Raw genomic sequence first — 12212 nt, 5'->3', positions numbered from 1 at the left:
TGCGGCGCAGCCCATCGCCGGCAAGCCAGCTCCCACAGGTACTGCACACACTTTGGGCATTGCACAATCCTTGGGCATTGTGCGATCCATGTGGGAGCTGGCTTGCCGGCGATGGGCCGCAAGGCGGCCCCCGGGATCATCGGTTCACAAAAACCTATCAGGCATTCATGACAATCCCGCAGCAGCCCAAGCCTTGTTCAGCCGCTTCTCTCTCGCCGCTGCGGCCAGCGTCATCACCCCTTGGTCACGCTGCCAGATTTGTGCCCAATGCACCGGCCCTGCCGCCAGGGCCGCATCGATCGCCCCCCGCAATGCCTGGAACTGCGCAAACAACCCGCCCAGCAACAAATGGCAACTCACGCTATCGGCACACTGCCGACTGCCCTCCGCACACCCTGCCAGCAGCCCAAGCAGCTGCAGCCGTAAATCCTGTGGCCAGGCGCTTTCCTGCCCCACGCCATACAGCCAGGCCGTCAGCGCCGTGAGCACATACAAATCCTCCAGCGAGCGGAACGGCTTCACATAGGCATCCCAGCCGTCACCGGCCAGCAACTCGCACGTTGCCTGCTCCAGCAGCAAGCGCCCGTGGCCCACCTCCGGCATCAGCGGCAGGGTCGGCAATGGCTCCAGCGTCACGCCAGGTTCCCCGGGGTAAACCACCGCCAGGTTCAATTGTGGCGCCGCGCCTGCGGTTTCGCTGCGCGCCGCCACCAGCAGCCACTCCGCCTCCAGCCCGGCTGTGACAAAGTCCTTGCTGCCGCTCAGCCGCAAACCGTCCAGGCGCGTATGCATGTCCGCCGGCCTTACGCTGCGCCGCTCGGTGGCGCACAGGGCGCCGAGGCTGGCCGGTGCACTGGGCCACAGCACGCGCAAGGCGGCCTGGTAACCCACCAGAAAAGCCAGGCCCGGCGTAGCCATCGCACGCCCGCCCAGTGCCGCCAGTTCGAAGGGGGCAACCGGGCCGAGGCGCTCGAGCAGCGCGGCATAGGTTTCACCCAGAGTGTCCGCCGGCGCGTGGCGAAGCGGGTCGTTCAATCGTTGCAACCAGGCCATCGGACGGCTCCTTGCTGGGGCTTTCTGGTCAAGGTTCGGAGGTGTCACGCAAGCATCACCAAAGATTCACAGGGGTGACACCGCGTCTACCTAGGCTGACTTTGCACAACAAAGCCGACCGGCCGCAACCCTCATGGCTGGCTTATGGAGACTCGTAATGACTCGGATCGCTCACTCTGGCGACAACAGCACTGAACGCCGTCTGCAAGCCGAACGCCTGGTTGGCGCCGCGGCGCTGCAAGAGGCCCAGGCCCTGCGTTTCAAAGTGTTCAGCGCAGAATTCAAGGCCAAGCTCAAAGGTGCCGAGCAGGGCCTGGACATGGACGACTACGACGTGCACTGCCGCCATATTGGTGTGCGTGACCTGAGCACCGGCGAGCTGGTGGCCACCACCCGTCTGCTCGACCACCAGGCCGCCAGCAGCCTGGGCCGCTTCTACAGCGAGGAAGAATTCCGCCTGCACGGCCTGTTGCAGCTGCAGGGCCCGATCCTGGAGCTGGGCCGTACCTGCGTAGCCCCCGACTACCGCAACGGCGGCACCATCGCCGTGCTCTGGGGGGAACTGGCCGAGGTGCTCAACGAGGGCCGCTACAGCTACCTGATGGGCTGCGCCAGCATCCCCATGCAGGACGGCGGCATACAGGCCCATGCCGTGATGCAGCGCCTGCGTGACCGCTACCTGTGCAACGAGCACCTGCGTGCCGAACCGAAGAAGCCGCTGCCAAGCCTGGCCCTGCCGGGTAACGTCATCGCCGAAATGCCACCGCTGCTCAAGGCCTACATGCGCCTGGGCGCGAAGATTTGCGGCGAACCGTGCTGGGACGAGGACTTCCAGGTGGCCGACGTGTTCATCCTGCTCAAGCGCGACGACCTGTGCCCGCGCTACGCCCGCCACTTCAAGGCAGCGGTGTGATGCCGAAGCTGCGGGTAGTAGCCCGCCTGACCAGACTGCTGCTGGTACTGTTGCTGGGCATGTTGATGGCCAGCCTTATCGCCCTCGGTGAACGCCTGGGCTTCAAAGCCCCCATCGAACGCCGCCAGCGCTGGACCTGCCTGTTCATGAAACGCCTGGTCGCCGCCCTGCCCTTCGATGTGCGGGTGGTGGGTGAGTTGCCGCAGCGGCCGATGCTGTGGGTCAGCAACCATGTCTCGTGGACCGATATCCCCCTGCTCGGCATGCTGCTGCCGCTGTCATTCCTGTCCAAGGCCGAGGTGCGTCATTGGCCGGTGGCGGGTTGGCTGGCGGAAAAAGCCGGCACGCTGTTCATTCGCCGTGGCGGGGGTGACAGCCAGCGCCTGCGCGAACAGATCGCCGGGCAACTGGGGCTGGCCCGGCCGCTGCTGATCTTCCCCGAAGGCACCACTACCAGCGGTCGCAGCCTGCGCACCTTTCATGGCCGCCTGCTGGCAGGTGCCATCGACCGCGGCGTGCCCGTGCAGCCGGTGGCTATCCAGTATTTGCGTGATGGCCAGATCGACCCGATTGCGCCGTTCATTGGCGATGATGACCTGGTGTCGCACCTGATGCGCCTGCTTGCCCAGCCGCGGGGCGAGGTGTGCATTCACCTGCTGCAACCTGTCGGCAGCGTGGGCAAGGAACGGGCGGTGCTGGCGTTGCAGGCGCAGCAGGCAATTCACCTGGCGTTGTTCGGGGTGGAAGAAGTTGAAGCAGTGCCAAGGCGGCAGGCGCGGGCTGCCTGAGCCTGGCGTGAGCAAGCTGGCGCCTGCGAGATCGAGCGCCGCCCGCGCGGCGCTTCGCAGCGCAAGGCTGCTCCTACATCTGTTTCGGGCCAGTTATTCCTGGGGCATAGGCGCGCGGTCCCTTGGTGTTCACCTCGATATCGTGTCGGACAAACAAGGCGGTCGCGCGCATTGGTACAGGCGTAATTGGCCCGAAACAGATGTAGGAGCAGCCTTGTGCTGCGAAGCGCCGCGCGGGCGGCGCTCGATCTCACAGGCGCTACGAGTCTTCAGCCCTACGCTGCGCCGCTGCAAAGGCCTGCAACTGCGGGTAGAACTCGCGAAAATCCGCCAGCAGCGGCTCATACAGCCGCTCCAGCTCCACCATCACCCCGGCCATGCCCTCAGGTCGCGATAAACGCCGGGCAATGCCGTTGAACACATGCTCCAGGGTGGCAAAATCGCCATACGCCCCTAGCCAGTCATCCGCTGCCATGAACGGTGCAATCCGCGCCAGCCGCCCCGGCAGCTCTGGCTCCGCCAGCAGCACCCGATAAAACGCGCCAGTAAACTGCTCAAGGGGCTGCTCGGCGTAGTTGCCCCAATCCCGCGCCAGGCAATGGTCGAAGAATACATCCAGGACGATGCCGGCAAAGCGCCGCCGCTCACGCGGAAAGCGCGCCAGGGCTGCCAGCACCAACGGGTGCCGATCGGTGTAGCTGTCGATATGCCGGTGCAGCCGGATAGCCGCCTCCAGCGCAGGCGGAAAGCGCCCTTCCAGCGAGCCCTTGACGAAGTCGCCATACAGGCTGCCAAGCAGTTGTTGCGGCGCCGGGCCGCCCAGGTGCAGGTGTGCGAGGTAGTTCATGGGCGCAGTCTAGCACCGCTCACCAACATATCGTTGTAACGCGATATAGCGATTCGTACTCAGCTCAGAACCTCTTCGTATTTGTATATCGGGATCGGGCGATTTACATTTCGCCCTATCGCGATATACCGCTACAACGAGCCTCAACCCATGCCTCTTGATCTCGACGAAATCATAAAAGCGCTGGCCCACCCGGTCAGGCGAGAAATCCTCAGCTGGCTGAAAGACCCGGCAACGCAGTTCCCCGACCAGTACCACAGCACCGAAAACGGTGTGTGTGCCGGGCAGATCGACCAACGCTGCGGCTTGTCGCAGTCGACCGTCTCCGCCCACCTGGCCACCTTGCAGCGCGCCGGGCTGATCAGCAGCCAGAAGATTGGCCAATGGCACTTCTTCAAACGCAACGAAGCCACCATCGAGGCGTTCCTCGAACAACTGCGCCAAGCACTTTGACAAGGCAGGTAACCGCTATGACCACGCTTTTCGATCCGATCACCCTGGGCGACCTGCAACTGCCCAACCGCATCATCATGGCCCCGCTCACCCGCTGCCGGGCCGACGAAGGCCGCGTGCCCAATGCGCTGATGGCCGAATACTATGTGCAGCGCGCCAGCGCCGGGCTGATCCTCAGCGAGGCGACTTCGGTCAGTGCCATGGGCGTCGGCTACCCGGATACCCCCGGCATCTGGAACGATGAGCAGGTGCGTGGCTGGAACAACGTCACCAAGGCCGTGCATGCCGCCGGCGGGCGCATCTTCCTGCAGCTGTGGCACGTTGGCCGTATCTCCCACCCCAGCTACCTGAACGGCGAACTGCCGGTTGCCCCCAGCGCTATCCAGCCCAAGGGCCATGTAAGCCTGGTGCGCCCGCTGAGTGACTACCCCACCCCGCGCGCGCTGGAAACCGAGGAAATCAACGACATCGTCGAGGCCTACCGCAGCGGTGCCGAAAACGCCAAGGCTGCCGGTTTCGATGGTGTAGAGATTCACGGCGCCAACGGTTACCTGCTTGACCAGTTCCTGCAAAGCAGCACCAACCAGCGTACCGACCGCTATGGCGGGTCGCTGGAAAACCGTGCACGCCTGCTGTTGGAGGTGACCGATGCGGCCATCGAAGTGTGGGGCGCGAACCGCGTAGGCGTGCACCTGGCGCCGCGTGCCGATGCTCACGACATGGGTGATGCCGACCGCGCCGAAACGTTCAGTTATGTGGCTCGCGAGCTGGGCAAGCGGGGCATTGCCTTTATCTGCTCGCGGGAGCGGGAAGCCGATGACAGCATCGGCCCATTGATCAAAGAAGCGTTCGGCGGCTTGTACATCGTCAACGAGCGGTTTGACAAAGCCAGCGCCAATGCGGCCCTGGCCAGTGGCAAGGCCGATGCAGTGGCGTTTGGCGTGCCGTTCATCGCCAACCCCGACCTGCCGGCGCGGCTGGCGGCGGATGCGCCATTGAACGAGGCGCGGCCAGAGACTTTCTATGGCAAGGGGCCGGTGGGGTATATCGACTATCCGCGGTTGTAATCACGATTGCCGGGGCCGCTTTGCGGCCCATCGCGACACAAGGCCGCTCCCACAATGGATCGGCGTACACCGTACATTGTGGGAGCGGCCTTGTGTCGCGATAGGAGGGCAACGCCCTCCCTTGGGGCGTCACGGCCGAGCGTTGATCTGCTGTTGCAGATTCTGAACCTGGCTCTGCAAGGTATTCAGGTTGCGGGTCATCTGCGCCCGGAAGGCATCGAACTCCTGCACCGACGCACCGCCGGACGCCGCAGCAGCCGGGCGGTTGTCAATCTGGCTCTTCAGCACCAGCATGTCCTGTTCCAGGCTCTGAATGGCAGCGCTGGGGTTACCCTGCTTCTTCAGCGCCGCCACATCGCTGCCCAGGCTCTTGAGCTGCCCGTCCAGCTTGTCACCCTCCACCTGCGCGGCCTTCAACGCGGCCACCTGCTCGTTCAGGCTCTTGAGCTGGGTGTCCAGCTTGCCGCCATCAACCTGACCCGAACGCAACGCGGCCAGCTCGCCGTTCACCAGCTTCAGCTGCGCCTGCAGCTGGCCTTGCAGCTCGGTCACAGCCTTCTGTTGTTCACGGGTATCGGCCAGCACTTGCTCCAGGCGTTTACCCAAGTCACCTGTCTGACCGGCCACACCCTTCTGCAACTGGCGCAACTGCAGCTTCAGCGCCTCGCTGCTGCTGGTAACGCCGGACTCGCTGGCCTCCACCTTGCCACTGATCGCCTGCAAACGCCCGGCGGCTTCTTCACTGATGCGGGCAAAGCTCTCCTGGGTCGCCACCAGCTGCTGCTCCATCAGCGAGATCTGCTGGAAGCTCCACCAGCCCAGGCCCGCCAACGCGATGAACGAGGCCCCGAGCAGCGCCCACAACGGCGCCGTGCTGGCCCCGCGGGCGGCTTTCTGGCGGCTGCGCACCACGTGCGCGGGCATCAGTTCGTCATCATCAACGGTCCCCGCCCGCAAGCTGGGCACGTCATCGAAGTCATCGTGAGCATGGTTACGCATGGATACATTCAACCGCGGTAGTCGCAAAGAGGCACGAGTATAAACCGCAAGCGCGGCGCGTTGATGACCATTGTCACGCCATCGGCTTTACTGCCCAGGCGGCAAATGCTTCCACCAACCGCAGAATTCATCCAGCGCCGTCCACAGGCTGACCTTGGGCTGGTAGTCCAGGTACTGCCGCGCACGGCTGATATCCAGGGTGAAATCACGGCTCATCACCTGCATCCCCAAGCGCGACAGGGTGGGTTGCGGGCGCCCCGGCCATAACATGCAGGCCGCCTCGTTCACCGCGGCCAGGCTGTAGGCCAGGCCAAAGGAACGGTAGCGGGTAACCTGCGGCAGCTGCATCTGGCGCATCACGTAGTTGACCACGTCCCACAGCGGCAGCGGCTGGCCGTTGCTGATGTTGTAGGCCTGGCCCAGCGCACGGTCATCGGCGAACAAGGCGCTGAGCAGGGCCTCGTTGAGGTTGTGCACGCTGGTGAAGTCGACTTTGTTAAGGCCGTTGCCGATGATCGCCACGCGGCCTTTGCGCTGCATCTGCATCAGCCGCGGGAAGATGCTGGCATCGCCGGCACCGGTGACGAAGCGCGGGCGCAGCGCCAGCACTTCAAGGCCGAACTCCTGGGCCCCGAACACTTTTTGCTCCGCCAGATGCTTGGTTTGCCCATAGTGGTCGTGAAAACGACGCGGCACCTGGTCTTCACGGATGTCCAGGCGCGAGCTGCCATTGAAGTAGATCGACGGCGACGACAGGTGCACCAGGCGCCCCACATGTTCCTTCAGGCAGCCCTCGACCACGTTTTCGGTGACGACCACATTGCCCTGGTAGAAGTCCTGGTAGCGCCCCCAGTTGCCCACCGCGCCGGCACAGTGCACCACAGCCTCCATGCCCTGGCAGAGGCGGCGGGCCAGCTCGGGATCACCCAGGTCGCCAGGGATGAACTGGGCGCCGCGCTTGACCAGGTGCTCGACCCCTTCGGCGCGGCGGCCGCTGACCCGCACGTCCAGGCCCTGCTCCAGGGCGAAGCGCGCAAAGCGCCCGCCAATGAAGCCACTCGCGCCGGTGACCAGAATTCGCATGTAAGACTCCGTCTTGCCAGATTTCAGATGCAACTGACGCCAGCCGTGGCTACAAGGGCACCAGCCATTGCTGCGCGGTGTGCCGCAGGTGGTCGGTCAGTTGCGCGAGCAATTGCCCGCCATTGCGCCAATGATGCCAGTACAGCGGCACGTCGATGGGGGTATCGCTGCAGATTTCCACCAACTGCCCGCTGGCCAGTTGCTCCCGAGCCTGCAGTTCGGGCACCAGCCCCCAGCCCAGCCCGGCCTCGGTCATGCGCAGGAAGCCTTCGGACGACGGGCACAGGTGGTGCAGGAAACCGTCCTCGATGCCCAGTGATGCCAGGTAACGATGCTGCAGGAAATCATCCGGGCCGTACACGATAGCGGGGGTGCGGGCCAGGCGGCTGGCGACAAAACCCTGGGGGAAATGCCGCGCCATGAAGCCGGGGCTGGCCAACGCCCGGTAGCGCATGGCCCCCAGCAGCAGGCTGCGCGCCCCGGCAACCGGGCGTTCACTGCCACACAGACAGGCCGCCACTTCGCCGGCACGCATGCGTTTCAGGCCCACTTCCTGGTCTTCTACCACCAGGTCGGTCAGCACGTTCTGCTGCGCACAGAAGTTGCCCACCGCACCGGCCCACCAGGTGGCCAGGCTATCGGCGTTCAGGGCGATGCGCAGGCGCTCCGGCATGCCCTCTTCGTCCAGCGCCGGCACCTGGCGCTGCAAGTCACGTTCAAGCAGGCGCACCTGCTGCACATGGTTGAGCAACTGGCGGCCGACTTCGGTCGGGCTGGGCGGCGTGGCACGCACCAGCACCGGTTGCCCGACCCGCGCTTCAAGCAGCTTGATGCGCTGGGAGACGGCCGACTGCGACAAGCCGAGCACTTGCGCGGCACGCTCGAAACCACCCTGTTCGATCACCGCCGCCAAGGCGGCGAGCAACTTGTAGTCGAACATCGATTTTCCTAATGCCTGATCAGCTTTATTTGTTTTTCTTATACAGCGCCAACCACCACAATGGCCAGCATCTTTAGTTTCCTTTATGGAGGGCACGCCATGTGGCAAAGCTATCTCAACGGCATGCTGGTGGCCTTCGGCCTGATCATGGCCATCGGCACCCAGAATGCCTTCGTCCTCGCCCAGAGCCTGCGCCGCGAGCATCACCTGCCGGTAGCGGCGCTGTGCATTGTCTGTGACGCGCTGCTGGTGGCTGCCGGGGTATTCGGCCTGGCCACGGTGCTGGCGCAAAACCCGACCTTGCTGGCCGTTGCGCGCTGGGGCGGCGCGTTGTTCCTCATCTGGTACGGCGCCAAAGCCCTGCGCAGTGCCTTTTCCAAACAAAGCCTGCAGCACCAGGAAGGCCAAGGCATGCGCTCGCGCCGTGCCGTACTGCTCAGTGCGCTGGCGGTAACGCTGCTGAACCCGCACGTCTACCTTGATACGGTGTTGCTGATCGGCTCGCTGGGCGCCCAGCAGACCGAGCCTGGCGCCTATGTGGCCGGGGCGGCCAGTGCCTCGCTGCTTTGGTTCTCGACACTGGCGATCGGTGCGGCCTGGCTGGCACCGTGGCTGGCCCGCCCGGCAACCTGGCGCATGCTCGACCTGATGGTGGCGGTGATGATGTTCGCGGTGGCGGCGCAGTTGATCTTCAACTGAGCTCTGGCCTGCATGGCCCGGCACACATCGGTTGGCCTGGAAACGACCACCACTGGTCGGTACCCGCCAACCGCTGCGGAACCTCTATTCCCTATGTTTGTTGCGTGGTTATGCGCCGGGGCTGGTGCTATGATCGACCCCTTGCGTCGCAAAGAGTACAAACTCGCCGACGCTCATAGGGCCGCCCGTGATCGGCCCTGCGCAAACCGCGAACTAGACCTGAATCAGGAGATCCACCATGGCTTTTGAATTGCCGCCGCTGCCGTACGCCCACGATGCCCTGCAGCCGCACATCTCCAAGGAAACCCTGGAGTATCACCACGACAAGCACCACAACACCTATGTCGTGAACCTGAACAACCTGGTCCCAGGCACCGAATTCGAAGGCAAGACCCTGGAAGAGATCGTCAAGAGCTCTTCGGGCGGCATCTTCAACAACGCCGCTCAGGTCTGGAACCACACCTTCTACTGGAACTGCCTGTCGCCAAACGGCGGCGGCCAGCCTACCGGTGCCCTGGCTGAAGCCATCAACGCCGCTTTCGGTTCCTTCGACAAGTTCAAGGAAGAGTTCACCAAGACTTCGGTTGGCACCTTCGGTTCCGGCTGGGGCTGGCTGGTGAAGAAAGCTGACGGTTCCCTGGCCCTGGCCAGCACCATCGGCGCCGGTTGCCCGCTGACCAGCGGCGACACCCCGCTGCTGACCTGCGACGTCTGGGAACACGCCTACTACATCGACTACCGCAACCTGCGTCCGAAGTACGTCGAGGCGTTCTGGAACCTGGTCAACTGGGCCTTCGTTGCCGAGCAGTTCGAAGGCAAGACCTTCAAGGCCTGAGTCCTTCAGCCCTGAACGTAAAGACCCGGCCATGCGCCGGGTTTTTTTATGCCTGTACCGGCCTCTTCGCGGGCATGCCCGCTCCCACAGATACGGCGCTGCCGGTGAACTTGATGTTATCCCTGCGGGAGCGGGCGTGCCCGCGAAGAGGCCGGCACGGTTTTGCTTGCTCAGCCCGTATACCGCGCTAACATCAAACCTCTGGAAGATTGACACAGCGCACTCAAGTTGCGGGGTCAGGCAACCGATACACTGCTCATGATCGGCCGGTAGTGTATCGTCATCGTTGATGGCAAAATGATGCCATGCGCATGGATTAAGGAAACCCCATTGAAGCTGGAATTGCGGAACAGCTTGTCGGTCAAGTTGCTCAGGGTCGTGCTGCTGTCGGCGTTGGCGGTTGGCGTCGTGCTCAGCTGTGCGCAAATTGTCTACGACACTTACAAGACCCGCCAGGCCGTGAACAACGATGCCCAGCGCATCCTCGACATGTTCCGCGACCCCTCCACCCAGGCGGTGTACAGCCTCGACCGCGAAATGGGCATGCAGGTGATGGAAGGCCTGTTCCAGGACGAATCGGTGCGCATGGCGTCCATCGGCCACCCCAACGAAACCATGCTGGCCGAAAAGTCCCGCCCGCTGCAGGACATGCCCATGCGCTGGCTGACCGACCCGATCCTGGGCCAGGAACGCACCTACACCACGCAACTGGTCGGCCGCGGCCCCTACAGCGAATACTACGGCGACCTGAGCATTACCCTGGACACCTCGTCCTACGGCGAAGACTTCCTGATCAACGCGGTGATCATCTTCATTTCCGGCGTACTGCGGGCCTTGGCCATGGGCCTGGTGCTGTACCTGGTCTACCACTGGCTGCTGACCAAGCCGCTGTCCAAGATCATCGAGCACCTCACCCAGATCAACCCCGACCGCCCCAGCCAGCACCAGATACCGCTACTCAAGGGCCACGAAAAGAACGAACTGGGCCTCTGGGTCAATACCGCCAACCAGCTGCTGGCATCGATCGAGCGCAATACCCACTTGCGCCATGAAGCCGAAAACAGCCTGCAGCGCATGGCCCAGTACGATTTCCTCACCGGCCTGCCCAACCGCCAGCAACTGCAGCAGCAGCTGGACAAGATTCTCGTCGACGGCGGCCGCCTGCAACACCGTGTGGCGGTGTTGTGCGTGGGCCTGGACGACTTCAAGGGCATCAACGAGCAGTTCAGCTATCAGGTCGGTGACCAACTGCTACTGGCCCTGGCCGACCGCCTGCGGGCCCACAGCGGCCGCCTGGGCGCTTTGGCGCGGCTGGGCGGTGACCAGTTTGCCCTGGTGCAGGCCAATATCGAGCAGCCCTACGAGGCGGCCGAGCTGGCGCAAAGCATCCTCGACGACCTGGAAGTGCCCTTCGACCTCGACCACCACCAGCAGATCCGCCTGCGCGCCACCATCGGCATCACCCTGTTCCCCGAAGACGGCGACAGCACCGAGAAGCTGCTGCAGAAAGCCGAACAGACCATGACCCTGGCCAAGGCCCGTTCGCGCAACCGCTACCAGTTCTACATCGCCAGCGTCGACAGCGAGATGCGCCGCCGCCGCGAGCTGGAAAAGGACCTGCGCGAAGCCCTGCCGCGCAACCAGCTGTACCTGGTGTACCAGCCACAGATCAGCTACCGCGACCACCGCGTGGTCGGCGTCGAGGCGCTGCTGCGCTGGCAGCACCCGGAGCTGGGCATGGTCCCGCCGGACCAGTTCATTCCGCTGGCCGAACAGAACGGCAGCATCATCAGCATCGGCGAATGGGTACTGGACCAGGCCTGCCGGCAACTGCGCGAATGGCACGACCAAGGCTTCAGCGAGCTGCGTATGGCGGTCAACCTGTCCACCGTGCAGCTGCACCACAGTGAACTCCCGCGAGTGGTCAACAACCTGCTGCAGGCCTACCGCCTGCCGCCACGCAGCCTGGAGCTGGAAGTGACCGAGACCGGCCTGATGGAAGACATCAGCACGGCCGCCCAGCACCTGCTGAGCCTGCGCCGCTCCGGGGCGCTGATTGCCATCGACGACTTCGGCACAGGCTATTCGTCGCTCAGCTACCTGAAATCACTGCCGCTGGACAAGATCAAGATCGACAAGAGCTTCGTCCAGGACCTGCTCGACGACGATGACGACGCCACCATCGTTCGCGCCATCATCCAGCTGGGCAAGAGCCTGGGCATGCAGGTGATTGCCGAAGGGGTGGAAACCGCCGAACAGGAAACCTACATCGTTGCCCAGGGCTGCCACGAGGGCCAGGGCTATCACTACAGCAAGCCGCTGTCGGCCCGAGAGCTGACCAGTTTCCTCAAGCAGGCGCAGCGGAATCAGGTTTCGATGCTCTGAGCCGGCCTGCCGGGTTACAGGCTGTGACCGGCAATTACATGAATTGCGCGCCCGCCCCTTTACAGCAAATGCAAATCTTTCGCATGATGTTGCGGTTTCGCGTGCCACGGCGCACGGTCCACCCCTTGGTCCAACCACACGATGCAGGAA

General features: G+C 63.8%; 12 protein-coding genes. 7 read left to right on the top strand and 5 right to left on the bottom strand.

The genetic code is table 11. The features are described 5' to 3' along the window. Nucleotides 1-165: 165 nt before the first annotated feature. Entirely contained in the window at nt 166-1053 is an 888-nt protein-coding gene (locus tag E8E78_RS14345) for a hypothetical protein (protein ID WP_016498094.1), read from the bottom strand. 157 nt (nt 1054-1210) lie between these two features. Here E8E78_RS14345 and olsB point away from each other — a divergent pair, with 157 nt between their 5' ends. Both olsB and E8E78_RS14335 read left to right on the top strand, forming a co-directional pair. Further along, entirely contained in the window at nt 1211-1966 is a 756-nt protein-coding gene (gene olsB / locus E8E78_RS14340; RefSeq protein WP_016498093.1) for an L-ornithine N(alpha)-acyltransferase, read from the top strand. Then, nucleotides 1966-2754, top strand: a complete 789-nt coding sequence (locus E8E78_RS14335) for a lysophospholipid acyltransferase family protein (RefSeq protein ID WP_049273421.1) — start codon at nt 1966-1968, stop codon at nt 2752-2754. The genes olsB and E8E78_RS14335 overlap by 1 nt, the downstream gene beginning before the upstream one ends. A gap of 259 nt (nt 2755-3013) precedes the next feature. Here E8E78_RS14335 and E8E78_RS14330 read toward each other — a convergent pair whose 3' ends face one another. Next, nucleotides 3014-3601, bottom strand: coding sequence for an ACP phosphodiesterase (locus tag E8E78_RS14330; RefSeq protein WP_049273236.1), 588 nt, complete (start codon nt 3599-3601; stop codon nt 3014-3016). 150 nt (nt 3602-3751) lie between these two features. Here E8E78_RS14330 and E8E78_RS14325 point away from each other — a divergent pair, with 150 nt between their 5' ends. Beyond that, nucleotides 3752-4054, top strand: coding sequence for a helix-turn-helix transcriptional regulator (locus E8E78_RS14325; RefSeq protein ID WP_016498090.1), 303 nt, complete (start codon nt 3752-3754; stop codon nt 4052-4054). A 17-nt stretch (nt 4055-4071) separates the two neighbouring features. Continuing rightward, nucleotides 4072-5121, top strand: a complete 1050-nt coding sequence (locus E8E78_RS14320) for an alkene reductase (RefSeq protein WP_016498089.1) — start codon at nt 4072-4074, stop codon at nt 5119-5121. Between the two features lie 129 nt (nt 5122-5250). Here E8E78_RS14320 and E8E78_RS14315 read toward each other — a convergent pair whose 3' ends face one another. The 3 genes from E8E78_RS14315 to E8E78_RS14305 form a co-directional block, all read right to left on the bottom strand. Continuing rightward, nucleotides 5251-6120, bottom strand: coding sequence for a hypothetical protein (locus E8E78_RS14315; protein WP_049273240.1), 870 nt, complete (start codon nt 6118-6120; stop codon nt 5251-5253). Nucleotides 6121-6207: 87 nt separating this feature from the next. Beyond that, a complete protein-coding gene (locus tag E8E78_RS14310; protein WP_049273242.1) occupies nt 6208-7203 on the bottom strand; it encodes an NAD(P)-dependent oxidoreductase in 996 nt (331 codons plus the stop codon). Nucleotides 7204-7252: 49 nt separating this feature from the next. Continuing rightward, on the bottom strand, nt 7253-8143 hold the full coding sequence (locus E8E78_RS14305; protein WP_049273244.1) for a LysR family transcriptional regulator ArgP: 891 nt from the start codon (nt 8141-8143) through the stop codon (nt 7253-7255). 99 nt (nt 8144-8242) lie between these two features. On the opposite strand from E8E78_RS14305, the gene E8E78_RS14300 reads away from it, so the two are divergent. The 3 genes from E8E78_RS14300 to E8E78_RS14290 all read left to right on the top strand — a co-directional run bounded on the left by E8E78_RS14300 (nt 8243) and on the right by E8E78_RS14290 (nt 12062). Next, nucleotides 8243-8842, top strand: coding sequence for a LysE/ArgO family amino acid transporter (locus tag E8E78_RS14300; protein WP_049273246.1), 600 nt, complete (start codon nt 8243-8245; stop codon nt 8840-8842). 238 nt (nt 8843-9080) lie between these two features. Next, nucleotides 9081-9677 (top strand): Fe-Mn family superoxide dismutase, encoded by a 597-nt coding sequence (locus E8E78_RS14295; RefSeq protein WP_012312902.1) that lies wholly within the window; start codon nt 9081-9083, stop codon nt 9675-9677. Nucleotides 9678-10007: 330 nt separating this feature from the next. After that, nucleotides 10008-12062 (top strand): GGDEF domain-containing phosphodiesterase, encoded by a 2055-nt coding sequence (locus E8E78_RS14290; RefSeq protein WP_059396327.1) that lies wholly within the window; start codon nt 10008-10010, stop codon nt 12060-12062. Nucleotides 12063-12212: the final 150 nt, after the last annotated feature.

It is taken from the genome of Pseudomonas sp. BN505 (assembly GCF_029873175.1).
GTDB lineage: Bacteria > Pseudomonadota > Gammaproteobacteria > Pseudomonadales > Pseudomonadaceae > Aquipseudomonas > Aquipseudomonas putida.
This window is presented reverse-complemented; position numbering and strand designations above follow the sequence as displayed.